This is a genomic window from Halobacillus sp. Cin3 (assembly GCF_947311855.1).
Classification (GTDB): domain Bacteria; phylum Bacillota; class Bacilli; order Bacillales; family Halobacillaceae; genus Halobacillus; species Halobacillus kuroshimensis.
In genome coordinates this window covers 459,825-486,106 of record NZ_CAMZMV010000002.1, presented here as the reverse complement: position 1 = coordinate 486,106, position 26,282 = coordinate 459,825, and the positions used below count along the sequence as shown (strand labels likewise).

23 protein-coding genes are annotated in these 26,282 nt (G+C 37.9%); all 23 read left to right on the top strand.

Features of this window, described 5'->3' with window-relative positions; genetic code table 11:
- Window positions 1-186 precede the first annotated feature (186 nt).
- The 23 genes from QMA39_RS10490 (at window position 187) to QMA39_RS10380 (ending at window position 25,855) form a co-directional block, all read left to right on the top strand.
- Window positions 187-951 carry a Wzz/FepE/Etk N-terminal domain-containing protein gene (locus QMA39_RS10490; protein ID WP_281658678.1) on the top strand — a complete coding sequence of 255 codons (765 nt, stop codon included), beginning with the start codon at window positions 187-189 and terminating at the stop codon, window positions 949-951.
- Window positions 941-1,642: a CpsD/CapB family tyrosine-protein kinase gene (locus tag QMA39_RS10485; RefSeq protein WP_281658677.1), complete on the top strand. Its 702-nt coding sequence runs from the start codon at window positions 941-943 to the stop codon at window positions 1,640-1,642. Before QMA39_RS10490 ends, QMA39_RS10485 begins: the two co-directional genes overlap by 11 nt.
- Before the next feature lie 185 nt (window positions 1,643-1,827).
- Window positions 1,828-2,601, top strand: coding sequence for a CpsB/CapC family capsule biosynthesis tyrosine phosphatase (locus QMA39_RS10480; protein WP_281658676.1), 774 nt, complete (start codon window positions 1,828-1,830; stop codon window positions 2,599-2,601).
- Between the two features lie 237 nt (window positions 2,602-2,838).
- Window positions 2,839-4,167: a UDP-glucose/GDP-mannose dehydrogenase family protein gene (locus QMA39_RS10475; protein ID WP_281658675.1), complete on the top strand. Its 1,329-nt coding sequence runs from the start codon at window positions 2,839-2,841 to the stop codon at window positions 4,165-4,167.
- A gap of 65 nt (window positions 4,168-4,232) precedes the next feature.
- Window positions 4,233-4,856 (top strand): sugar transferase, encoded by a 624-nt coding sequence (locus QMA39_RS10470; protein ID WP_281658721.1) that lies wholly within the window; start codon window positions 4,233-4,235, stop codon window positions 4,854-4,856.
- Between the two features lie 26 nt (window positions 4,857-4,882).
- Window positions 4,883-6,352, top strand: a complete 1,470-nt coding sequence (locus QMA39_RS10465) for a hypothetical protein (RefSeq protein ID WP_281658674.1) — start codon at window positions 4,883-4,885, stop codon at window positions 6,350-6,352.
- On the top strand, window positions 6,315-7,400 hold the full coding sequence (locus QMA39_RS10460) for a glycosyltransferase family 4 protein (protein WP_281658673.1): 1,086 nt from the start codon (window positions 6,315-6,317) through the stop codon (window positions 7,398-7,400). Before QMA39_RS10465 ends, QMA39_RS10460 begins: the two co-directional genes overlap by 38 nt.
- Window positions 7,393-7,863, top strand: coding sequence for a PssD/Cps14F family polysaccharide biosynthesis glycosyltransferase (pssD, locus tag QMA39_RS10455; RefSeq protein ID WP_281658672.1), 471 nt, complete (start codon window positions 7,393-7,395; stop codon window positions 7,861-7,863). Before QMA39_RS10460 ends, pssD begins: the two co-directional genes overlap by 8 nt.
- Window positions 7,860-8,336, top strand: a complete 477-nt coding sequence (gene pssE / locus QMA39_RS10450; protein ID WP_281658671.1) for a PssE/Cps14G family polysaccharide biosynthesis glycosyltransferase — start codon at window positions 7,860-7,862, stop codon at window positions 8,334-8,336. The genes pssD and pssE overlap by 4 nt, the downstream gene beginning before the upstream one ends.
- Window position 8,337: 1 nt before the next feature.
- A complete protein-coding gene (locus QMA39_RS10445; protein WP_281658670.1) occupies window positions 8,338-9,459 on the top strand; it encodes a glycosyltransferase in 1,122 nt (373 codons plus the stop codon).
- Window positions 9,446-9,976: a serine acetyltransferase gene (locus QMA39_RS10440; RefSeq protein ID WP_281658669.1), complete on the top strand. Its 531-nt coding sequence runs from the start codon at window positions 9,446-9,448 to the stop codon at window positions 9,974-9,976. Before QMA39_RS10445 ends, QMA39_RS10440 begins: the two co-directional genes overlap by 14 nt.
- A gap of 33 nt (window positions 9,977-10,009) precedes the next feature.
- Window positions 10,010-11,308: an oligosaccharide flippase family protein gene (locus QMA39_RS10435; protein ID WP_281658668.1), complete on the top strand. Its 1,299-nt coding sequence runs from the start codon at window positions 10,010-10,012 to the stop codon at window positions 11,306-11,308.
- Window positions 11,309-12,445 carry a glycosyltransferase family 4 protein gene (locus tag QMA39_RS10430; RefSeq protein WP_281658667.1) on the top strand — a complete coding sequence of 379 codons (1,137 nt, stop codon included), beginning with the start codon at window positions 11,309-11,311 and terminating at the stop codon, window positions 12,443-12,445. It abuts the gene before it with no gap.
- Window positions 12,446-12,516: 71 nt separating this feature from the next.
- Entirely contained in the window at window positions 12,517-13,401 is an 885-nt protein-coding gene (gene galU / locus QMA39_RS10425) for a UTP--glucose-1-phosphate uridylyltransferase GalU (protein WP_281658666.1), read from the top strand.
- Window positions 13,402-13,510: 109 nt separating this feature from the next.
- Window positions 13,511-14,410 (top strand): LCP family protein, encoded by a 900-nt coding sequence (locus tag QMA39_RS10420; protein ID WP_281658720.1) that lies wholly within the window; start codon window positions 13,511-13,513, stop codon window positions 14,408-14,410.
- A gap of 1,398 nt (window positions 14,411-15,808) precedes the next feature.
- Window positions 15,809-16,465: a GntR family transcriptional regulator gene (locus QMA39_RS10415; RefSeq protein WP_281658665.1), complete on the top strand. Its 657-nt coding sequence runs from the start codon at window positions 15,809-15,811 to the stop codon at window positions 16,463-16,465.
- 13 nt (window positions 16,466-16,478) lie between these two features.
- On the top strand, window positions 16,479-17,828 hold the full coding sequence (gene gabT, locus QMA39_RS10410; protein ID WP_281658664.1) for a 4-aminobutyrate--2-oxoglutarate transaminase: 1,350 nt from the start codon (window positions 16,479-16,481) through the stop codon (window positions 17,826-17,828).
- A gap of 14 nt (window positions 17,829-17,842) precedes the next feature.
- Entirely contained in the window at window positions 17,843-19,258 is a 1,416-nt protein-coding gene (locus QMA39_RS10405; RefSeq protein WP_281658663.1) for an NAD-dependent succinate-semialdehyde dehydrogenase, read from the top strand.
- Window positions 19,259-19,281: 23 nt separating this feature from the next.
- Window positions 19,282-20,244 (top strand): agmatinase, encoded by a 963-nt coding sequence (speB, locus tag QMA39_RS10400; RefSeq protein WP_281658662.1) that lies wholly within the window; start codon window positions 19,282-19,284, stop codon window positions 20,242-20,244.
- A 30-nt stretch (window positions 20,245-20,274) separates the two neighbouring features.
- Window positions 20,275-21,663 carry a YjiH family protein gene (locus QMA39_RS10395; protein ID WP_206933268.1) on the top strand — a complete coding sequence of 463 codons (1,389 nt, stop codon included), beginning with the start codon at window positions 20,275-20,277 and terminating at the stop codon, window positions 21,661-21,663.
- 536 nt (window positions 21,664-22,199) lie between these two features.
- Window positions 22,200-22,907, top strand: a complete 708-nt coding sequence (locus tag QMA39_RS10390) for a hypothetical protein (RefSeq protein ID WP_281658661.1) — start codon at window positions 22,200-22,202, stop codon at window positions 22,905-22,907.
- A gap of 269 nt (window positions 22,908-23,176) precedes the next feature.
- Window positions 23,177-23,887 carry a hypothetical protein gene (locus tag QMA39_RS10385; protein ID WP_281658660.1) on the top strand — a complete coding sequence of 237 codons (711 nt, stop codon included), beginning with the start codon at window positions 23,177-23,179 and terminating at the stop codon, window positions 23,885-23,887.
- A 78-nt stretch (window positions 23,888-23,965) separates the two neighbouring features.
- Window positions 23,966-25,855, top strand: a complete 1,890-nt coding sequence (locus QMA39_RS10380) for a hypothetical protein (protein ID WP_281658659.1) — start codon at window positions 23,966-23,968, stop codon at window positions 25,853-25,855.
- The last annotated feature ends 427 nt before the right edge of the window (window positions 25,856-26,282 follow it).

The following is a 26,282-nucleotide window of genomic DNA, read 5'->3' as shown; positions in this document are numbered from 1 at the left end:
AAGCGATTTGAACTAATTTCGACGAAATTCTAAATAATGGATAGCGTCATGCCGATACTTTAACAAGATGTAGTACAAGAGGTTTGTTAACATTTTGAAAAAATACGCAATCCTCCCTCTTTGAAAGAATAAGAGTGTGCTATAATGTTCCTATCTGTAAATTCGACAAATATTGGAGGTTTATTAATGGAAGAGACCATTTCCTTGAAAGAAATTTTCGAGGTGATCAAAAAAAGAGTGTGGCTGATTGTCGGCTTAGCAGCTGGAGCAGCGGTCATCAGTGCCTTAATTACATTGTTTGTTCTGACACCAACGTATCAATCATCGTCCCAGTTTATTGTGAACCAGTCCAGCAATCAAGACCAGAGTGCTGCTTACGATATCAATGAGATCCGCTCGAACGTCGAACTTATTAATACATACAACGTTATCATTCAAAGTCCGAGAATTTTGGATCAGGTGGCTGATGAATTGAACCTTGATATGTCAGCAGGAACTCTATCCAGCAAGTTGTCTGTCACAAATGCCGAGCAGTCCCAGGTTGTGAACGTTACCGCAACGGATGAAAATGCTATGCTGGCGGCTGATATTGCAAATACGACCGTAGAAGTATTTAAGCAGGAGATTCCGCAGTTGATGAACGGAGTAGACAATATCAATGTCCTTTCTACAGCTGATGTGGGACCGAATCCAACGCCGGTAAGTCCAAATACGGCATTGAACATTGCGATCGCTTTAGTGGTTGGTTTAATGCTTGGTGTTGGTCTTGCTTTCCTACTTGAATATCTTGATAACTCAATCAAGTCCGAAACGGATATTGAAGATGTACTCGGCCTTCCGGTTATGGGCGTTGTTTCGACAATCACATCCGATGATACAGTGGATCTAGGGAAGGCGCGGAAGTCAAAGAACCGCGTATCTGAAATGAGGGGTGAATCTGTTGGCACGTAAGAAGAAAACAGCAGCAGCGACAAATACAAGAGCGAAGAATCTAGTTACAAAGAACAATCCGAAATCACCGATTGCCGAACAGTTCCGGACAATCCGAACGAACCTTCAGTTCACTTCTGTCGATAAAGACTTGGAAACAATGGTTGTCACGTCAGCCAACCCTTCAGAAGGGAAGTCAGTCACAACCGCAAACGTGGCAGTTGTCTTTGCCCAGCAAGGGAAAAGAGTCCTTCTCGTCGATGCGGACTTGCGGAAGCCGACGATTCACTATACATTCCGTGTACCGAATACAATCGGATTAAGTAATTATTTGATTGGTGCACAGAAAGTATCTGAAATTGCGAGTCATACGGACTTAAATAAGTTGGATGTCATTACATGTGGCCCGATTCCACCGAATCCATCTGAACTGCTTGGTTCTAACAAAATGAAGGAATTCATTGAAGAAGCTAAACAGACGTATGACATGATCATTTTTGATACACCGCCGGTTCATGCCGTAACCGATTCCCAGGTGCTTGGAAACTTTGTTGATGGAGTCCTTCTCGTTGTACGCAGTAAACAGACAGAGAAAGATTCTGCGGTGAAGGCAAAAGAACAGCTGGAACAGTCCCAGGCGAATATCCTTGGTGTGGTATTAAATGATCAGGATATTAAGTCGAGCAACTACTACTACTATTATGGACAATAAAAGGGAGGGTCTTAGACCTTCTTTTTTTATTATCCTCGCTGGTCATAACTTTAGTCACATAAATCTACAAAATTATAACAAATGTCATTGCCTTGTTCTTCATATCTATGCTTATTCTTGATATAATCGGCGTTAGTTTATAAAAAACTAGTTTGATAGGTTGGAATAAGAAAGGGGAGTATACCATGATTGATATTCACAGTCATATTCTGCCTGGTGTAGATGATGGTGCTCAAACGATTGAAGAGAGTATTCTGATGGCCGAAGCAGCGGTCGCCGATGGAATTTCAACAATTGTAGCGACGCCGCACCATAAAAATGGTGCGTACGATAATTATAAACATGATATTTTGATTCAAGTGGCTGAACTGAATCGCACATTTCAGGAACGCGGGATAGATTTAGAAGTGCTTCCCGGTCAGGAAAACCGTATCTACGGCGAAATGGTTCAGGGAATTGAAGCAGATGAAATACTAGCTATAGATGACAAGACAAAGTACATCTTGGTAGAATTTCCATCCAGTTCCGTTCCACGTTATGCTGAACAGCTATTCTTTGATCTTCAGGTAGCAGGTTACAGCCCTGTCATCGTCCATCCAGAGCGTAATAAACAGATCATAGAAAATCCAGATCTTTTGTATTCTTTTGTTAAAAAAGGGGCCTATACTCAGGTCACCGCAGGCAGTCTCTGTGGGCATTTCGGGAAGAAAATCAAAAAGTTTTCAGAACAGCTTCTGGAAGGGAACCTTACACATTTAATAGCTTCAGATGCTCATAATACAAAGACCCGCGGTTTCTGTATGAAAGAGGCCTACGAAGGGATCAATAAGAAGTTTGGAAATGATATGGTTTATTTATTAATGGAAAATGCAGAAGATTTGCTAGATGGTAAAGTGTTAGCATCTGAGCCACCTAAGCATATTAAAAAATCTAAATTTTTGGGTGTATTTAACCGCTGATATAATACAAAAAGGGCACATCGAACTATCTTGCATGTGTCTTTTTTCTTTTTTTGAATCTTAAAGAAAGCGCATTCATAACAAAGTTTTACATTTTATATAAAAGTTATGTAAAAATCTGCATCGCAGGTCTTCTTTTGAATGGAGGAAAATGGTACAATCAGATTTGTTATGTGACATAAAGTGCTTAGAATAAAGAAATATGTCTATATAAGTATTGAATGGGGGATTTTTCTTATGAAAGTATCAGTTGTTGGGACGGGTTATGTTGGATTAGTAACAGGAGTTAGTTTATCTGAAGTAGGTCATACAGTAACTTGTATAGATATAGATATCGATAAAGTGAACTTAATGCAAGATGGAATATCTCCTATATACGAACCCGGATTAAGTGATATGATGAGCAAAAACATAGCTTTAGATCGCTTGCGTTTTACAACTAACCATGAAGAAGGATTTAAAGATACGGATGTAATATACATAGCTGTAGGGACGCCTGAAAAAAAGGACGGGTCTGCAAATTTATCATTCGTGGATCAAGTGGCAAAAGAAATTGCAAATAATGTGAAACAAGACACTGTTGTTGTAGTTAAGAGCACGGTTCCTGTGGGCACAAACCATCGGGTACAACAAATTATAAATATGAATTTAAAAAGAGATGTAACTGTCAATGTAGTTTCTAATCCGGAGTTTTTAAAAGAAGGGTCTGCGATTTTTGATTCTTTTAATGGTGATCGAATTGTCATAGGAGCAGATGATTCAAGCTCTGCTGAACTAATTGAGGAAATTAATAAACCTTTTGGTGTGCCTGTTTTTAGAACTGATATTAGAAGTGCAGAAATGATAAAGTATGCTTCTAATGCATTTCTAGCTACTAAAATTAGTTTTATTAATGAAATATCTAATATTTGTGACAGAGTTGAAGCAAATGTGGAGGATGTAGCTAAAGGAATGGGTTTGGATAAACGTATTGGTAACCAATTCTTAAACGCTGGGATTGGATACGGTGGTTCATGTTTCCCCAAAGATACAAAAGCATTAATCCAAATTGCCGGAAATGTAAGTTATGATTTTGAACTTCTTAAAGGAGTAGTAAACGTAAATAAAAAACAACAAGGCCTTATTATTGATAAATTAATAGAGCGTCTTCCAGTTTTAGAAGGGCGAAAAATTGCGGTATTGGGTTTGGCTTTTAAGCCAAATACAGATGATATGAGGGAAGCAGCCTCGATAGTAGTTACAAATCGCCTTATTGAAGAAAAGGCAAATGTTGTGGCATTTGATCCAATTGCTAATGAAAAAGCTAAAGATATACTCCCACAGGAAGTTGTATATGAAGAGACTCCAGAAGAAGCTATAAGAAATAGCGATGCAGTATTAATTCTTACAGAGTGGGATGAAATAAAAAATATTAACTTATCAATTTTTGAAAATGATATGAATTATCCATTAGTTATTGATGGTAGGAATTGCTTTGAATTAAATGAAATGAAAAAGAAAAAAATAGAATATCATTCTATCGGCAGACCCACACAAACCGAAAAAATGAACTATATTAATGTATAGAAAAGGGGGGCTTTCATGTGGCTGGGATAAATCATGAGGTGGAAGAGAAAAATAATCATTCACTTATGAATAAGAATGAGAGCAAATCGTACTTCTTTACAAAAAGATCAATCGATATAGTTTTTTCTCTATTAGCGCTTTTGGTTTTATTTCCTTTTTTCTTGATTATTTGTATAATTATTAAGCTTGAGGATAGCAAAGGTCCAATATTATTTAGTCAAGTAAGGGTTGGAAAGAAAAATAAACATTTTAGAATGTACAAATTCCGATCAATGGTTTCTAATGCTGAAGAATTAAAGGAAAAACTTATGGAACAAAATGAAGCTGAAGGGCCAGTGTTTAAGATTAAAGATGACCCTAGAGTAACTAATATTGGTAGATTTATTAGAAAAACTAGTATTGATGAACTCCCTCAACTAATTAATGTTTTAAAAGGGGACATGAGTTTAGTTGGTCCACGCCCTCCTCTACCACAAGAAGTAGAACAATATAGTGCTTACGAGAAGCAAAGGTTAGATGTAACACCAGGCTTGACATGCTATTGGCAGGTAAGTGGAAGGAGTAATATTGGATTTAAAGAATGGGTAGAATTAGACCTGAAATATATAAAAAATAGAAGTATTATAGTTGATTTTAAACTCATAATGAAAACAGTTATTGTATTATTCGGTTCTAAAGATGCTTATTGAATTTGGAATGATAAGATGGTGGTTTAATGATTGCAAGACAAAATAACTTTTTTTTAGTTACATTAACATTCATATTTATATTGTTAGTGGGAATTTCTGCAGCTTATATTCCTAATTTACTATTATATATAATAGCATTTATCTTTATAACGTTTTCAACGTTAACCCTTATAAACGAACATAATATAAAAAAAATAACACCATACTTTTTAGTATTAGTGTTGTTTCAAGATACAATTGCAAAGCTGCTAAGTGACAGTGCTTCGTTCATCACATACATTGATGAACTGTTTATAGTTATCACGCTTCCAGGAGCTATAATTAGATTAATAAAAAAAGGGAAACTAAATAATCCTAGTATAGTTTTAGTTATTGGTATTATATGCTTTTTTGGTGGAGTTTCAAATATGATAAATGGTACCCCCTTTATCATTTCTGTCTCAGGTGCTTTCTTATTACTTAAAGGGTTATTGTGCTTGTTTATTTTTTCTACAATTAATTATGAATACAGAGATTTAATTAGGCTTAAAAAATTTATAAAACCATTGTTACTTTTCATTGTGATAGGCACGTTTTTAGATCTTATATTTTATGACACGTTTAGAGGCATTTTGAAAACAAATGATTCTTTTGAATTTAGAATGGGAATTATAAACATAAAATCACTATTTATACACCCTGGTGTATATGGGTGGTTTATGGTTTTTATTGGATCGTTCTATGCTGCATCATATTTTATACTAAAAAAGAAGATATACTTATTTTCATCTACATTCTTTTTTCTTTGTTCAGTTCTTTCATTTAGATTCAAGGTAATATTAAGTATTATAGTAATTCTTAGTATTATTTATTTATTGTTAGGTGTAAGGAAGGCTTTAATTTTGTTTCTGCCTACTATGATTATGTCATTAATATTATTTATTTTGTTTGGTGATGTATTATATTCAATTACTTCTTTAACAGTAGAAAGGTATTTGGATGTTAATATTTATGATTCAGCAAGAACTGCACTATATGTAGTCTCCTTTCTAATTGCTTCCAATGAATTCCCTTTTGGAGTAGGTTTTGGAAGGTATGGTGGGTTTATTGCGAGAGAGAATTATTCACCGGTCTATTATGAATATAGTTTGAGTAATGTATATGGCTTGAAACCTTCTGATCCTCGTTGGGCCACTGACACATATTGGCCCAACGTAATAGGAGAAACCGGATTTGTTTCTGCTTTTATTATGCTAATATTTTTAGTGTATTTAATAATCAAGATATTAAACAATTATAAAAGAAAACATACTAGCACAGATAAGATTTTCTTAATTTTTACAGCTTTAATCTTAGTACAAAGCTTATGTGAATCATTAGCCGAGCCGATTTATAACAGTTCTCCTCAAAACATATTCATTTTCGCAACAACAGGTATAGCTTTATCAATAATTAATAGAGATAAAGAGGGTGTTCGTCATGAAAAAAAATATTTTAGTAATCGGTTCTTCCCTTAAAGATAAGGGAGGAATCGTTACTGTAATGAATAACATATATGATTTGATTGGTGAAAAATACAATTTCAGTCATATAGAGACATACATAACTACGAATAATATTTTTAAAAAGTTTCTTTTCTTTATTAAAGGAATAATACTTATGATATATAAATTATTATTCTCTTCTATTGATTTAATACATATTCATATGTCTTATAAAGGGAGTTTTTATAGGAAGTCAATTGTAATCTTTATTGTAAAGTTTTTTAATGTACCTATAGTTGCCCATATACATGGGTCTACTTTTAAAGACTATTATGATAATGCGAGTTTTATAGAAAAGAAGTTGATTAGAAATACTTTGGATAAAGTTGATAGCTTAGTAGTGTTGTCTCAAGGATGGGCTAGTTTCTTTAGTGGTTTAATTGAAGATTCAGAGAAGATAGAGGTAGTGTACAATGGTGTAAAACCACCTAAACAAATCCCAAGTAAAAAAATAAATAAAAATCCTAAATTCTTATTTTTAGGAAGACTCGGAGAGCGAAAAGGCATTTATGTATTATTAGATTCTTTGAAGAAATACAAAGAAGCGGGATACTTTGGGCATGCATATATAGCTGGGGATGGAGAAATTGAGAAAGTGAAAAAAGTTATAAATGATTATAACTTGAATGAAATGATAACAGTTGTTGGATGGATCGATAGTTATGAAAAAGAGAAGTTATTAAATGAGTGTGATGTTTTAATTTTACCTTCATTTAATGAAGGCTTACCCATGTCATTATTAGAAGGTATGTCATATGGGATGGGCATAATAAGTACAAGAGTCGGTGGAATACCAGAACTAGTAACAGAAGATGAAAATGGGTTGTTAGTCCAAGAAGGTAACGCTGATGAGTTATTTCACGCTTTATCATTAATGCATGAAAACTATGCATGGAGACAAGAATTAGTGTCAATTAATTATAATAAAATTAAACAGTCATTTAATTTGGAAATACTCATTAGTGATATAGAAAAAATTTATGGAAAACTAATTAAAAAACGTGGTGTAGATTTTGAATAAAAACAAGAAAATAGGGTTGGTATCTTCTTCTGGAGGTCACTTAGAACAATTAAAACAATTAATTCCTATGTTACAAGAAGAAGATGTTTTTATAGTAACAGAATGGAATAAAACCACAAAAGGGCTATCTAGTGATTACAAGACTCATTTCTTGGTCCAACAAGAAAGAAAGAATATAACTTTTATACTTAATTTATTAAAAAATACAATAAGGTCATTAAGGATTTTAAGGAGAGAGCAGCCAGAGGTGATTATATCTACTGGCGCTGGTGCAACTATTCCATTTTTAGTGATAGGAAAAGTTATGGGTTCAAGAGTTATTTTTATTGAGAGCTTTGCAAAAATATCGTCACCTACTTTAACTGGAAGAATTATTTATCATATCGCTGATCAATTTTATATTCAGTGGCCGAGCATGGAAAAATTTTATCCAAAGGCTTTGTATAGGGGGAAGATATATTGATTTTTGTAACCGTAGGAACACAAAAATTCCCTTTTGATAGACTGGTTAAAGCCTTAGACCTAAATAAGAAAGAATACTTAAATGAAGAAATATACGCTCAAATAGGATCTAGTAAATATAAACCTGAAAATTTTGATTATATTGATTATCTGACATCCAATGATGCTCTGGAATATATAAAAAAAAGCGAAATAGTTATTACGCATGCGGGTACTAGCTCTATTATCCATGCTTTAAGGGAAAAGAAGAAAATAATTGTAGTTCCAAGACAGAAAAGGTATGGAGAACATGTAGATAATCATCAATTAGAAATATGTAAAGCCTTCGCATCTGAAAATTATATTGAAGAGTTGTATGATGTTCGAAATCTTACAGCAAAAATAAAAGATGTAAGAAATAAAAAGTATAACGAATATAATTTTGATAATGATGATTTACTGACTTCGATTAGAGCTTTTATTTATGGAGGGTAAAATGGTTAATAAAATAGGTTTGTTCCTTCCTTCTCTTGATGGAGGAGGGGCGGAGAAAATAATGTTGAATATATCAAGAGAGATGGCCAATACCGGTATGGATGTTGATTTAATAGTTGCCAAAAATCATGGCGCCTATATAAATCATGTTCCTCATAATGTTAACCTTATTGATTTGAAGTGTAATAGAATGCTGAAAAGTTTCTTTAAATTATTCAAATATATTAAGAAACATAGGCCTACTGCTGTTTTAACAACTTTAGAATCTGCCTCACTAATTGGAATATTAGCTAATTTATTGACGGGGAAGAAGACCAAATTATGGGTGAGGGTACCTAATTATTTATCAATACACGCTACAAATTCTGATAAAAGAATAGACAAGCTCCGACCAACATTAGCAAGAATATTATATAAACATGCCGATGGAATAATAGCTATTTCAAAAGGTGTGGCTAAGGATATTGCTAATATCACTAAAATAAATTTGGATGATATAAAAGTTGTTTACAACCCCGTTTCTTCACCTGGTTTAATTAAAAAGGGATCTGAACCAACAAATCATAAATGGCTGGAAGAAAAAAGTAAACCTGTTGTATTGGCAGTGGGGAGACTTACTAAGCAGAAAAACTTTTCATTATTAATTAGAGCTTTTAAAGTTGTTCAAGAGAGTATTGAAGCTAGATTAGTTATTATAGGAGACGGTGAAGAAAGAAGTAAATTAGAAGATTTAATTAATAATTTAGAAATATCTAATGCAGTTGATATGCCTGGTTTTAAAGATAATCCTTACTCATATATGTCGAAATCTGACTTATTTGTATTATCTTCAAAATGGGAAGGGTTTGGAAATGTTATAGTCGAATCCTTAGCATTAGGAACTCCAGTGGTTTCAACAAATTGTCCAAGTGGCCCATCGGAGATCTTAAATCATGGTGAATATGGAACTTTAGTGAATGATTACAATACGGATACTTTAGCAATGGAAATCATAAAAAACCTAAAACAAGATTTGTATTCAAAAGAAGAATTAGTTAAAAGGTCCTTATCATTTTCATCTAAAGAAATTACAGAGCAGTACATTAAGTTAATGTTAGGTGAAAAATATAATGATAAAGAATAAAGAAGATTATAAAACATATTTAAGAGAAGATAGTTATTCTAAGTTTAAAAAAAATATTAAGTGGAGATTTTTCCATAAGTATAAATATCCAGAATTATATTATCAGCGAATATTGAGAAAAATGGAGTATTTAAGTCTATCAAAACATTCCCTCATTGGTAGTATGATTTATTATTTTAATTATTTTAAGTTTAAGAAAATTTCTCAAAACTTAGGTTTTTCTATACCTTTGCATGTTTGTGATTCAGGTCTATGTCTAGTTCATTATGGAAGCGTAATAGTAAATCACAACGCTACTATTGGAAAAAACTGCAGAATTCATTCGGCAGTAAATATAGGTGACAGCGTAAATATAGGTGACGGTGTGTATATAGGTCCGGGTGCAAAGATATTTGGTGACATTAAGATAGGTGATAATGTCGTTATAGGGGCAAACTCGGTGGTAAATAAAGATATTCCTTCCAATGTTACGATTGCAGGAGTCCCAGCTAAAATTATAAAGCAAAGTACTAGTTGAAAAGGATTATCATGGGAGAAATGAATTACTAAAATGTTTGAAAAAATAAAATCAATTACAAGTCGTCCTTTTTTTAAGAACATTATAATTATGGCTACTGGAACATTTGCAGCACAAGGTTTAGCGATTGCTCTTACTCCAGTTATTACTCGTTTATATGGACCGGAAGCTTTTGGTGTTATGGGTACTTTCACTTCAATATTCAGCATATTTGCTACTATAGCGGCCCTAACTTATCCTGCAGCAATTGTTATTGCAAAAAACAAAGAAGAGATTTATGGATTGATCAAACTCTCTATTACTATTATCTTCACTCTAGCATTTTTAACCACAGTAACATTATTTTTATTTAATGATCAATTCTCTAATTTACTTAAATTGGGTGATAGTAGTCCATTTCTTTATTTAATTCCGTTAGTTATTGTAATGGCCGGAACTTTGGAAATTGTAGAGAATATATTAATTAGATACAAAGAATTTAAAGTGAAAGCTAAAATGACCTTTTACCAATCATTAGTTATTAACAGTGCTAAGGTAGGGATAGGGTTCTTTTATCCTTACGGTTCTATATTAATTATATCTTCAGCATTAAATTATGGACTTAAAGCTTTTATGATGTGGAGCGGTGTTTTAAGGGCAAAAATTAAAGTGGATATTAATCAAGTGAAATTGCAAAATACAATTAAAATTGTTTCTAAATCTTATAAAGACTTTCCGTTATATAGGGCTCCGCAGGTATTGCTAAATAGTCTTTCACATAGCTTCCCAGTACTGTTATTAGCAAGCTTATTCGGTCCAATCTCTGTAGGTTTTTTTACTGTTGGAAAAAATGTAATGAACCTACCGGCACAATTTGTTGGCAAAGCCGTTGGTGATGTATATTACCCTAGAGTGACAGACGCTTCAAAAAATAATGAAAGTATTTACAAATTAATATTGAAAGTCACATTATCCTTAGCTTTAATAGGAATTATTCCCTTTGGGATTATTATATTATTCGGGCCGTACTTATTCGAATTGGTTTTTGGGGAAGGTTGGAAAGGGGCAGGTGAATACGCTAGATGGATAGCAATATGGACCTTTTTTATGTTTGTTAATTCACCTAGTATTAAAGCTTTTCCGATTTTAAAAGCACAAGCTTTTCATCTAAAGTTCACGATATTAACTACCATATTACCAATTTTAAGTATGTATATTATGTATAGAATTTATAATACAGAATTAGTAACTGTTGCTACATTTTGCTTGGTTAATTCATTGTTAAATATAACCTTAATACTGATCACTCTAAGGAAGTCAAGGAAATTTGATGAACTTAATAAGGAGATTTAAATGAGTAATAAAATAATCCATCTATTAGATTATGCACCAGTATATTCTGGTAATTTTATCAAATCGATAATTGAGCTTAATAAGAAATTAAAAGTTAATGGTTGTGAAAACCAAGTACTCGTTTTTACGGATAATACCCTCCAAAGAGAGTGGGTGGAAGACTTGAAAAAAGAGGGTTTCTCTTTATATTTCATTTCCAAAAAATCTAACTTCGTAAAAAAATTCATAACCATTTCAAAAATTGTAAAAAAAGAAAAACCAACTATTATTCATTCTCACTTCTCTTATTTTGATACCATTACAGGCTTGTTAGCAATAACAAAAAAGTACACTAAATATGAATTTAGATCTTATTGGCATATACATTCTGACTTTCCTAAGAAAGCAAATATTAAGAATAAAATTAAACAATTAATTAAGTATAATGTATTTGCCAATAATTCAGAAATTATTGCAGTGTCTGAAAAATTAATTAAGGATGTTAAAAAAAGTAAGTTTCCAGAAAATAGATTGCATTTATTACATAATGGAATAGATGTTAGTAGAGCTAGAGGATTTAACCTAGAGAATCAAAAAGTAGAGGATGTGAAATTTAAAGATGATAAGTTAACCTTACTAACATTTGGTTCGAAGATTCATATCAAAGGTATAGATATATTACTAGAGGCGATAGACAAATTTTCCGAATTGAAGTCTTTGCAATTCCAACTCGTTATAGTAGGGAAAAAGGAGACATCAAATTATGTAAGGGAAAGATATGGGGATGATTTACCAGAATGGTTAGTAATCCAACCTCCGATTGAGAATGTTTCAGAACTTTACACCAGAAGCGATGTGTTTATATCTTCTAGTAGGGGAGAGGGCTTTTCCTATAGCGTAGGAGAGGCTATGGCAAATGATTTATATATTATTTCAAGTGATATCCCAGGTCTTAATTGGGCTAAGGAAACAAATGGGGTCACTTTCTTTGAAACATGTAATTCAAAAGCTTTATATGAAACATTAGAAAAAATTTTAAACGGTGATATAACTGAAATTTATAAAAAAGGTCAATTAAATAGAGAATTTATAGAAAAAAATTATTCATTAAGTAATTGGGTGCGTAATCTCCTGAACATTTACAGATTAAGGAGATGAATGTATTAATACTATAAATAAGTATTGGAACAAGTTTGAAATTCATTCTTCAATAAAAAGGGGTTTTATTTATGTCTAAGATTAAAAAAGCAATAATTCCAGCTGCAGGACTTGGAACAAGGTTTCTTCCAGCAACAAAAGCTATGCCAAAAGAAATGCTTCCAATTGTCGACAAACCAACGATCCAATACATAGTAGAGGAAGCAATTGAATCAGGTATAGAGGATATTATCATAGTTACCGGTAAAGGTAAGAGAGCTATAGAAGATCATTTCGATAAGAATTTTGAGTTAGAAGATAATCTCTTAAGTAAAGAAAAGTTCGAAATACTGGAAAAAGTAAATGAGACTTCAAATGTAGATATACATTACATACGTCAAAAAGAGCCAAAAGGTTTGGGACATGCAGTTTGGTGCGCTCGAAAGTTCATCGGGAATGAACCGTTTGCTGTATTGCTTGGTGATGATATTATCCGTTCAAATGAACCAGGTTTAAAGCAGCTCATTGATCAATATGAGAAGACTCGGTCCTCCATTATTGGAGTACAGAAGGTCGCGGATAATCAAACACACAGGTACGGAATTATTGATCCTGAAAATAAAGAAGACCGATTATATCAAGTGAAGAATTTCGTGGAAAAACCACCTAAAGGCGAAGAACCGTCAAACCTAGCTATTATGGGCCGTTACGTGCTTACTCCGGAGATTATGATGTTCCTAGATAAACAGGAAAAAGGCTCTGGTGGAGAAGTACAGTTAACCGATGCAATTCAAAAATTAAATGGAATTCAGCGTGTGTTTGCATACGACTTCGATGGCGCGCGTTATGATGTAGGAGAAAAGCTTGGATTTATCCAAACAACTATTGAAATAGCCTTAGAAAATCCAGAACTGAAAGATGATGTTATGGACATAATGAAGTCTTTAGTAGAATCAGGACAAAAAGTAGAATCATAAACTGTTTAGAGCAAAGCTTTCATTAGCTTTGCTCTCTTATATAGGAGGCAAGAAGTTGCGGCGAGCTGAAAAACAAAACAAAAAGTCAAAGAAATGGATAAAACTCTCGATGTTATTAGTTTTCGTCTTAATAGCTGGTGTTGGTACATATGTTTACTCCTTATATGCAGGGGCTAAGAATACGGTGAATAACAAAATGCATGAAGAAGTGACTTCCATTGATCATGAAATCACTAAGAAAAAAATCCAGGCTAAAGAACCATTGAATGTATTGTTATTGGGCGTTGATGAACGCAATGGAGATAGAGGCCGATCGGATGCGTTAATGGTTTTATCCGTAGATCCTAATAATGATCGCAGTCAATTGATCAGTATTCCCCGGGACACCAGAACAGAAATGGTTGGTGACTCCAGTCAGGCTGGTAAGCTTGATAAAATCAATCATGCTTATGCTTTTGGTGGAACAGAAATGTCTATTCAAACGGTGGAGAATCTATTGGATATCGAACTGGATTACTACGTGAAAATGAATATGGAAGGCTTATCGGATATGGTGGATGCTGTTGGAGGGATCACGGTAAACAACGAACTGCAATGGACAGACACAGGTTATTATAAGAAAGGGTATGAATATAATAAAGGCGATATTACAATGAATGGACCGGAAACGATGGGATTTGTGCGAATGAGGTATCAGGATCCCAATGGAGATTTTGGTCGAAATGAACGGCAGAGAAAAGTTATTGAAGCTTTAATTGATAAAGGAGCCAGTGTAGGCTCCGTAAACAAAATTGGAAACATGATGGACGCGCTCGGGAATAATGTCACAACAAATATGGATTTTTCCGTGATGAAAGACTTACTAGTGAATTATAGAAGTGCCAGTAATACGATAACAACCTACCAGATGAAAGGTTCAGGAACTAAAATCAGCGGTGTTTATTACTTACAGGTTTCCGAGCAAGAAATACAGGATGTCCATAATATGATTAAAGAGTATAATTCCTAAAATTAAGAATTATTTATGCCAGTGCTCACTATGAAAAAATGCATGCCCAAGTGGCCATGCATTTTTTGTTTACTTTAAAACATGAGGAACTGCGTTTACTGACTCCTTTACGTCTTATAGTAAGGATTGAAAGAGTCGAATTAAAATGGACAATATAGCCAGCTAAAAACGTACAAAATCGTCGCCTTAAATTTCGACAAGCTTCATAATTAAATTGAATCCATACGGGAGGAGATTTAGTTCATGAATCTGGAGGGAGAGCGACGGAAAGTAAAAGAATGTCTAGAACGTGGAATATCCTTGTAAGCAACGGTGGTAAAATCCCTTATAACAACGGCTCCAAGTTCCCTAATAATAACAGCTAATCATTTCTATACTAGTTAAATATATGGAGTGTAGAAGTTATGCTCAAAATTGTATATTTCATAATGATTAGATAATTATTTCAAAAAGGGTGGTCAATCACAGCTATCTCTAGAGAGACTGGCTTTGACTCAAAACTATTATGGAGTACATAAAATCTGAAGAATTACCAAGTTTGAAGAAAGTACCTAGAAAAGGTAGTAATCTAGATCTCTTCATGCGTTTCTCTAAGTAACCTTTGTAGGAGTTTATCACCGTTGCATGTATTAATGGTAATTAAAATAAGATTGAGAGAGGGGAAGGGAAAAATTTATATTTCCCCTCATTAGATCTATAATGATTACGAATAGTTGTGAAGAAGTATCAGTAGAGTACTGATGATGTTGGTATAGGGGTAAAATGTAAAAAAGGATAAACATAGACGTCTTATTATAAGGTATCTCCTTTATTCGACAAAAATAATGGCACATCCATTTGTTTTCTCAACATTTTTTGTGGGAAAAGTATTATAATATAAAATAAGAAAACGTTTTCAATAAGGGGAGCCAAATGAAAGGGGAGAGTTGCTGATGTTCATTAAAGAAGGTGACTTTTTAACAGGGTTCATGAATGGAACTTTACTGTCTATCCCGGTTTGGAGTATCTTTTTCCTCGTACTGGTAAAGTTTATACATTAAAGAAAAAGGGATCTTAGGGTCCCATCTACATAGGTATTGGGTGTAGAAAACGTCCGTGGAAGCTCACAAGGCTTCTTGCGGACGTTTTTATTCTGTTAGTGAATTTTGTGTTTATAGAATTTCGTGTGCATTCATGGGGATATTAAGATGATGATAAGGAACCTCAGAGATTTACAAAATCTCTGAGGTTCCTTTTTGACTTAGATATCCATGCATGACGGATATTGGGTTCATGCTATTTGCACATTAATCAAAAACAATATTTTCAGAATAATTGTAGAAATCAGAAATTATTTGTTGTAGACTAATTGTATATAGAAATTGTATACAATCTTTAAACACAATGGTGGTAGGCGAAATGAATAAAAAGAAAAACGAAGAAATTGCGTACGAAAAAATCAAACGGGCCATTATGCTGAAGCGCCTGGTGGCAGGACAGCGAGTAACGGAAGATTGGGTGAGTAACGAGCTCGAAATGAGCCGCACACCCATCCGTGCAGCTTTCACCAAACTCGAAAATGAGGGGTTGATTGAACTTGTTCCACATAGAGGAGCTTTTGTCTGCAGTCCCTCGGATAAAGAGCTCGAAGATGTGTTCAATCTCCGGATCGTTCTTGAAAGCTATGCGGCCGAGCTGGCTGTTCATCAAATGACCAGTGAACATTTTCAAGAAATGGACCGGCTGCTAGAGGAAGAAGTAAAGGCTTATGAGGACAAAGATTATGAGGATTTCCTTCGTATCAACGCCCTCATTCACGCGTACCCGGCACAAGTGGCGGGGAACAGATTTCTTCTTCAGGAAATCCAAAGACTGAACCAATGGTCTGACTGTTATTTGATTCTAAGAGACAACTTTTATACAACACCGATGGATGAGGTTCTCTCCGTGCCGGAGCATTTGGAGGTTGTGGAAGCGCTGAAGAAACGCGATTTAGCCGCTTCTAAGAAAGCGATTGAAGCCCATATGCTGTCCACGCTGACGGATCTCGCGGAACGAACATCCATTTTCAATTGAAGGGGGAAAAATAATGACAACACACGCGTCCATTCAAACACAGCTTCCAGGCCCTAAGGCAAGTGAGCTTTTAGAAAGGCGTCACAATATCGTACCGAATGCTGTCAGTTATGGCATCCCGACGTTTGCGGCAAAAGCAGAGGGAGCGAAGGTGACCGATGTGGATGGCAATACGTTCATTGACTTCGCCGGTGCGATTGGCACAATCAACGTCGGGCACTGCCATCCAACCGTGAAGGCAGCTCTCCATGACCAGGTTGACCAGTACATACACACAGGCTTCAATGTGATGATGTATGAACCGTATATTGAACTGGCTGAGAAGCTGGCGGCTCTTGCCCCTGGCTCACATGATAAAAAAGTGCTCCTGCAGAACAGCGGTGCAGAAGCAGTGGAGAATGCGGTGAAAATCGCAAGGAAATACACGGGAAGGCAGGCCGTCGTTACGTTTGAGAATGGCTTCCATGGCCGGACGTTGATGACGATGTCGATGACGAGCAAGGTGAAGCCTTATAAGTTCGGCTTCGGTCCTTTTGCTCCGGAAGTGTATAAGGCACCATTCCCGTATCCATACCGCAAGCCGGAAGGGATGACGGAGGACGAGTACAGCCCGTTTATGATTGAAGAATTCAAGAAATTCCTCCTCACAGAAGTCGCACCTGAATCTATCGCAGCCGTCGTCATGGAGCCGGTGCAGGGAGAAGGTGGATTCATCGTTCCTGAAAAGAGCTTTGTACAGGCGGTTAAAGGGTTGTGCGAGGAACACGGCATTCTTTTTGTTGCTGACGAGATCCAGACGGGCTTCGGCCGGACAGGAAAATATTTTGCCATCGATCACTATGACGTGACACCGGATTTGATTACCGTATCCAAATCACTAGGAGCCGGAACGCCGATCAGCGGGGTCATCGGACGACAGGAAGTGATGGATGCTGCCGGTGCTGGTGAACTCGGGGGTACATACAGCGGGAATCCATTAGGCTGCCGTGCGGCTATTGCGGCGATTGAAGTCATTGAAAATGAGGGGTTGAATGAGCGGGCCGTTCATATCGGAAATGTCGTCAAAGACAGGTTCCATCAGTTATCCGAAGACCTCGATTGTATCGGTGAAATCCGTGGCCTCGGAGCCATGGTGGCTGTAGAGATCGTAGAAGACAGGGATACGAAGGCACCGGACAAGCTGTTGACTCAGAAAATCATTTCCGAAGCCCAGCATGCAGGACTTCTTGTCTTAGGAGCAGGTTTGTACGGGAATGTCATCCGCTTCCTGATGCCGCTTGTCATTACAGAGGAAGAATTAGACGAAGGATTATCCATTTTAGAAACAGCGATCAAGAACTGCTCGACACCCCAGCATGTGTAAAAAGGAGGCTGACTATGAATATCGTAATTGACGGAGAACAGATACAGACAGACAAAACCTTCCCGGTCTATAATCCGATCAACGGAGAAATCGTTGCTTCTGTACCGGATGCCGGTGAGAAAGAAGCAAAGCAGGCGGTGGAAGCTGCTCATCGTTCCTATCAAGCTTGGAAAAAGACGACGGCGGATGAACGGGCCGCTTTTCTAACTAGATGGTTTCAATTGATAGAGGAGCACACCGATGAGCTCGCTGAAATTATGACAAAAGAGCAGGGCAAGCCGCTGAAGGAAGCTAAGGGCGAGATTGGGTACGCCAACAGCTATATCTCCTGGTATGCCGCTGAAGCAAAGCGAGTGTACGGACAGACCATCCCGGCCTCCAAGCCTGATAAGCGCATTCTCGTTCAAAAGCAGCCTGTTGGAGTGGTAGCGGCTATTACGCCGTGGAATTTTCCGGCGGCAATGATTACGCGGAAAGTCGCGCCCGCTATTGCAGCAGGGTGCTCAGTCCTTATTAAACCGGCAGAAGAAACGCCTTTAACGGCGATCCGATTAGTAGAATTGGCTATAGAAGCGGGGGCGCCTGCAGGGCTGATCAGCGTTCTGACCGGTGATGCGGAAACGATCAGTGATGTGTGGCTCTCAGATTCCAGAGTAAGGAAGCTGTCATTTACAGGATCCACGGAAGTCGGGAAGCTGCTTATGAAAAAATCTGCGGATACGATGAAGCGGGTGTCCCTGGAACTTGGGGGACAGGCTCCTTTTGTCGTTCTGGCGGATGCGGATCTTGATAGAGCGGTTGCAGGAGCGGTGGCCTCGAAGTTCAGAAATGCCGGGCAGACGTGCATCTGCTCCAATCGTTTCTTTGTTCATGAATCCATCGTTGATGCTTTTACCGACAAATTAAAAGCAGCTGTTGAAGAGCTTAAAGTCGGTGACGGCATGGATCCTGACACAGATATCGGCCCGCTCATCAACCAGAGTGCCTGCGATAAAGTGGCTCGACATATCGAAGATGCGGTCTCCCGAGGGGCAGAAATTGTAACCGGTGGAGCGGACTCAATCTCTAAAGGAAGTCTAATCATGCTGCCGACGATTTTGAAAAACGTCGATGAGTCCATGATCTGCATGAAAGAGGAAACGTTCGGTCCCGTCGTACCAATCACATCATTCAGTGATGAGGAAGAGGCTGTACAACAAGCCAACAATACCCCGTTCGGTCTGGCTGCTTACTTGTTCACGGAAAATATGAGCAAAGCGTTAACCCTCTCGGAAGCGCTGGAATACGGCATCGTCGGTGTCAATGACGGATCCCCGTCGGCTGCTCAGGCACCATTCGGAGGATTCAAGGAAAGTGGACTCGGTCGAGAAGGTGGTCCCCAGGGGATCGAGGAGTATCTGGAAACGAAATACATTTCATTAGGTCTTTAAAATCATAAAAAGGGAGTTTTTTGATGTATAAACCGATTGATTCTTCATTGTCCCCACGCTTTTGCGGATTGAGCACATTTATGAGATTGGAAGCTGTGAAGACGGAAGAAAACGTCGATTTCGCTGTGCTCGGAGTTCCTTTTGATACCGCGGTTTCAAACCGGACAGGTCAAAGAGGCGGACCGCAACATATCCGGAATTCATCCGTACTGCTGCGCCCGTACAACCCTGATCAGGACATCAATATTTTTGACTATGCCTCTGGTGTCGATTATGGCGATATCGATGTGATCCCAGGCAACATCCACCGTACATACGACAACATCGTCGAAGGACTGGAACCTCTTCTTGAGAAATCCGTCACGCCGATTATTTTAGGCGGCGATCATTCGATTTCCCTTGGAAACCTCCGTGCCTTTCATAAAAAATACGGCAAGATGGCGTTTGTTCACTTTGACAGCCACGGCGATACGTGGGACAACTATTTTGGTGAAAAGTATATGCACGGGACACCATTCCGGAGAGCGGCGGAAGAAGGGCTGCTGGATATGGATCGTTCGATACAGATTGGTTTGCGCGGACCTCTTTACGGTCCGGAAGACTATAAGGATGCCGAAGACCTCGGCTTTGAAGTCCTGCCGATGAAAAAGGTCCGCAAGATGGGCTATGAAAAAGTCATCGAACGCATCCATGAAAAAATCGGACCGGACCATCCGGTATTTGTCAGCTTTGACATCGATTTTGTGGACCCGGCTTATGCACCTGGAACAGGAACCCCTGAAGTTGCAGGGCCGACGAGCTTTGAAGCGCTGGAATGTGTGAGAGGACTGCATGGGCTTAACCTTGTCGGATTCGATTTAGTGGAAGTGCTGCCGACGTACGATGCTGGTGATATCACGGCGGGTCTTGCTTCTGCGGTTGGCTTTGAAATGATCAGTCTCGTCGCGATGAAGAAAAGAGCAGAGCAGAAGGCGTTGACCAGATAACCACGATTTCTAAACGAAGGGGGAATGCACATGCACACACCGGAAAAAGTAGAGCAATGGGAGGAAAAGCGAGCGTCGACGTTTACCAATAATGATTACATGAAATTTATCATTCCGTCCGTTTTTGGCGCCCTGCTTTTCTTAGTGCCCATCTATTACAATGGTAAAGTTACGATCGGTGTCGGAATTATGGCAGAAGCGCTTCAATCCATCTTTGAGCCATACCTGTATATATTCATGACTGTGATTCTAGCCCTGTCTGCCCTGGGGGCGGCTTACACGAAAGCCGCCAAACCCAGGTGGATCATGCAGTCGAACTTTCTACAGTCATTGTTTTATATCCATCCTTTCTGGTTGACCATCCGCACGATGGGGGCCTTATTCGCCATTTGTACGATATTCAAATGGGGCCCGAGCTGGCTGTATGCCGATATTACCGGCGGAACAGTCCTTTATTCCTTGATCCCCGTTCTGACGACATGGTTTTTGTTTGCCGGTTTACTGATGCCCTTAATGCTGGAATTCGGGTTAATGGAATTCGTCGGCTCCATCTTCCGGAAAATCATGTATCCCCTTTTCAAATTGCCGGGACGCTCCTCCATCGATGCCTTCGCTTCGTGGATGGGAAGCGGAACAGTCGGGGTCCTCATTACCACAAGACAGTATGAAGAAGGCTTTTATACCAAACGAGAAGCAGCCGTCATCTCGACCACTTTCTCCGTTGCTTCCATCGCCTTCAGCTTAGTCGTTATTACCTTCATCGGACTTGAACACATGTTTGTCCAGTTTTATTTGACCACTGTAGTGGCCGGATTGGCAGCTGCAGTGATATGTCCACGTATCCCTCCTCTATCTAGGAAGAAAGATGAATACTATGAGCCCGTTGGAAAACAGATCAGTGAAGCGGTTCCTGAGGACACCTCCAATTTCCAGTGGGGATTACAGAAAGCATTAGAAAAAGCACAGAAAGTCACCGGTTTCAAGCAAGTAGCCAGGCAGGGCGTACAAAATGTCATCGATATATGGTTCGGCCTGCTTCCCTTAGTGATGGCTCTAGGAACACTCGCCTTGATATTAGCCGAATTCACACCTGTATTTACGTACTTGTCCTATCCATTCGTCGGTCTATTGAATCTCCTCCAAATCCCATCCGCCGTAGAGACCGCACCAGCGATGCTCGTCGGATTTGCGGACATGTTCCTTCCAGCTGTCGTCGGGAGCGGAATTGAAAGTGAGCTGTCCAGATTCGTCATTGCTGCTGTATCATTGACTCAGCTGATTTACATGTCTGAAGTCGGCATCCTGCTTATTAAATCGAAAATCCCGGTCGGTATTGTCGACCTTCTTGTGATTTTCCTGCAGCGGACGTTGATTACGCTGCCAATTATAGCTGTGATGGCACACGTGTTCTTTTTTTAAGATACTTAGATGATTAATTGTAGTTGCAGAGGAAACGAATAAAAAGCGGGTCGATTTGTTGTTGATAACGAATCGGCCCGCTTTTATCTATTGATTCTAGTATATCCGTAGTAGCTACTTTAAAGGGGCAGTTGCTTCACGCATCTGTTTCGATCTGGATTGGCTATTCCTCTTTCCCTTCATCTGCAATAATCTTCAGCAGGTATTCAAAAATAAGATCACACAGCATGACGAGCGTAGACCTTGCCGAAACGCTATAACCGGCATAGGTCACTTTATGGATTGTGTCACGGTGTCCCTGTCAAAAGAAAGGTATTGATGCAACTGAGTAAGATTTCCGCCTATATCTATGAATCTCATATGATAGATCTAATCAGCAACTGGATAAACTGGAATGATTTTGTCATTTTCATCTCTTCAAAAGTGCATTCTTCCAAAAAGTTATAGTTTTAATTAAATGTATTATGTTCCAATCAATTTATTTAATGGTATAGTTATTTAGTTCTATTAAAAACAAAATAAGGGGAGAAACACCTATGAAAAGATCACTTGGTCTATTACTTATCACCCTATCCATCATCACACTATCAGCTTGTGGATCTGATTCAACAAAATCTGCAGAAGCTAAAGATACTGAAGCAGCCGAGCAAAAAGACGTAGGAGAGCATTCGAAAAGGGGAACTTCACATGACGATGCTGAAGAACCCGTGGTAGAGGATGTTAGCTTATTGGGGGCTGAAGTCGGACAAGTTTATCACACACCTGATTTCGAAAAGCTGACCGTAAATAAAAGAACCGAGCCTGAACAGCATATTGAGGTAGGGCCTTTGAAGATTAACATTGGGACTATGGTAATAACAACGATTGAAGGCGTTAAAGATGAATGGTTAAATGAAACCATGGAAAATTATTACGGTTACAACATGAATGAGCCTCTCACCTTTTTAAGTCTCGATTACACTGTAGAGAATACAACAAATCAAGATTTATTATCCTACTATCCCATTCACACAATAATTCTTTCCACAGGTGAACAAATTGAAGTACCTGATAAGGATTTCTTTGAAGACTCGCCCGAGTGGGAATACTATGGAAATGCTTTCCAAACAGATTTATCCTTAGGTATTGGCATGAAATCTGACATCGAAGATATTACTTCTATTCGAATCATTACAGATGGTGTTTACGATATGGATAATAATGAAATCAAATCGCCTGTTGAAGCTAAAATCGACTTCAAATAAAAAGTGGATAATAGTATTTTCTAGTAGAAACTAACACAATCTGTTGGTTTCTGCTTTTTTATTTGACTGAGATCATGCTAGATTCTGCTACAATCTATCTCATTCTAGTTAATTTTGCTTTCCCGCGGGGCTACGCCCGCACCTTTTCGATTTATTGAAATATTACTTATTTTTCTAAATATTTTAGTCATTTATGAGCTTTTTATATGGTAATATATAGAATGATTATTAATATTTCCCAATTAATGGGGGTAAGGGAGGGTTTTTTATTGAAAAGTGTTGAGGAGATGAGTAGGCAGGAATTGTCGGAGAACATCGTTCAGTCATTAGTCCATTTAACAGAGGCGGAAAACCATTATCATGAATTGAAAAAGTATTACAAGAGTCCTGGCTCAAAGTATTATGAATGGTCTGTCGTCATTTGTATCATGACCCTTATTTTCTCAATTTTCTTTTGGACTGTTGTAGGATACTTAGTCAATCTTCCTACACTTGCATTTGTCTTTTTCATTATCACCGCTGTTCTCTTGTTTAAAAAAGGTCTGCCCATGCTTACGCATAAATTAGAGGAAAAATTCTTTTATTCCAATCAACGCAAGTATCACGAATCCTTCAAGGATATCATGGATAGTTTACGTAACAAGATGAATGAAGCTGCAGATGCTTTTAACGAACTATGTGTGATCCCTGCCCCTTACGACCATAGACACGCATTGGAACGTTTCGATAATTACACTTCCTATTTCCGAGCTTCCAATATCGGTGAGTGTATCAACTTGTATGAAACTGAAATGCAGAACCTTGAAATGCGTAACCAATTGGCAGACATTAAGGCATCCCAAGAAATCCAACAGCAGCTAACAGGTGATTCATTAGACGAGATAAGGAGTTCAAGAAAGCAGATTTCCGCTTTGGAAGCTGCCGTGTCCTATCTTGGTAATGAAGCTTCCACAATGAGGGAGCGGTTATTTAGAAAGTAACCCTTCTACGCACCCGGACGTTCGTTATATAGCACCAATATACTTGGTTTTTACCTTAGAAAGAGGAGGATGGAGAACTTGAAAAAGTGGATGACCGCATTGCTGCTATTGTTCGTATTAACGTCTTGTAACCAAGCGACCTCGGAAGAAACGAAGAAAGAAAAAGAAGAACCTGCACAAACCGAGCAAGCATCGGAAGGCACTACTGAGAGTGAAGAAGGGGAAGCTGCTGGGGAAGAACCATTCTACAGCCTTCACATATCTGATACACAGAAGCAGATCGGTGACCAACCCATCGTTGATAAAGATACAGTGAACGTTGGGGGATTAGGGATACCCATCGTAACCCGTAATGAGGATACCTTTTTCACTTTTTTTGAAGCTCAGAATGATGATTACGTTGAGGATTCAGCCTATAAATTTTTCATTTCTGCTAATGGAGAAGGTTCTTCAAACAATGTTCTAAAGGAATTCGATGTCCGTAAAGATGCAGGAGATGACATTGCAGGTAGCGAAGGTTTAGATATCAATGCCTTTGACCAGTTCGTTACTTATCAGAATCGAGACCCTGAAAATAGTATAGATGGTCTTCAAACAAGGGTATTGAAGTTTGGTAATGATAGTAATTTGGAAGAAGCTAAAACATATAATCAGTCTTTCTCAAGAGTTACTTATACTACAAAAGGCCCCGCGCTGTGGAGTCTTGATTCAGAATCAGAACATATACAATTGGTCTTATTGTCCTCGTGGGAAGAAGTTGAAATCCCTCTAAATGGATTTTACGACTACCTTTTTAGCTCAGATCCCTCTGTTGATTCTGACGTACCTTTTTTCGATTTTGATACCAATCAAATGTTTGTCGGCCATGACGAGACGATGACTGCTTGGGAAGACCCTCTTTTTGATAAAGATTTTTTTGTAGTCTACGACATAGATGCTCAAGAACCCATCTGGAATGAAGCTGGTGAGGTTAAAACCTTCCCTGGGTTATATCATTTCAGAAAAGATGAACAGGGTAACTACGTAACGATAACACAGGACACCAACAAGGATTATGTGGGTGTAAGAGTTTTTGACCCAGAATTGAACATGATTTATGAGTCTGAAATGAAATTCGAAGTTCCAGATAGCTCCAGGCAATTTTTAGATATATCTCCCGATGGAAGTGTTATCTCTATCATGAGTGATTATGAATTCAAAGCAAAAAGGTCAACACACCTCATTGAATTCACCCTCTATGAGGCGAAAGGAACTACAAAACCTGCCGAAAAAAACGATGATGAGTCAAAAGAGTCTGATAAAGAAACTGTAGAGAAGGAAACGGAAGAAGCAGAGCCAGAACCTGAATCAGAGGAGGTAGGTGCAGAGCCGGAAGAAACTGAACAGGAACCGGAAGCAGCTGAAGAAGAAGTTGAAGCAGAGCCCGAAGCTAAGCCAGTGACAGGGTTTAACCCATTGCTTGGAGAATGGTTTTCAGAAGGAGATTTCTCAGCCGCAACCTTCAATGAAGATGGAACACTCACTTACCATAGTTCTGGAGACGAAGGTTCTGGTACGTACACATACACCGATAATTACAACATATCCTTCAGTATTAACGGCAATGAGCTGGCCGGAAAGTTAGAGTATGGCATCCTTTATATGGGCGAACCTCAAACCGATAATGTGATTGAGTATAACAAGATTATCACACCTGATTCACCACCATTAAGCCAGGTATCTCTTGAACAGTCTAAAATCCTGGGTGACTGGAATGAGTTTTATGGATTCACATTTGGCTATTCCTTCTCAGAAGACGGAAAGGTGCACGCAGGTTGGGATACAGTACATGAAGGCTCCTATAAGATCAGCGGACAAAAACTGTTGCTCACATTTCCTGATGGTACTTTAACAGGAGAATTGGTTGGGGACACCCTTGTATTTACGAATGATCATGATTCAAGACCATTAATCATGACACGTCAGTAGACTCCACCCCCGGTTCCTGCCGGGGGCTTTTTCTTTGTCTTTTTTACATGAATTGCTTTTTACCTATTGCAATCTCTTCATCAACTGCTTACGTTACTTCTGCTAGTTGAGAAGGAGGCGCGCAAACATGGTGAAAATCGGTTCAGTTCTGGTTATCATCATCCTCTTATTCATCCTTTGGTCGATGTTCCTCACGGGTCTTATGAAAATAATAATTCGGTTGTTCCATACCAACACCATCTTCCATAACAGCAAGAAAGTCTTCGCTTCGTGCAGGCTTTTCTTGCTATTATTATTTGCCTAAAATGATGTAGGGGCTTGATTTCAATTTTAAGTGCTTACGTTCTGATAGGATTAAACCATTGCTATACTTTTCAACAATCCATGAAAGGAATTAACTAGATTTTTTCAACACCCTATTTAAAAA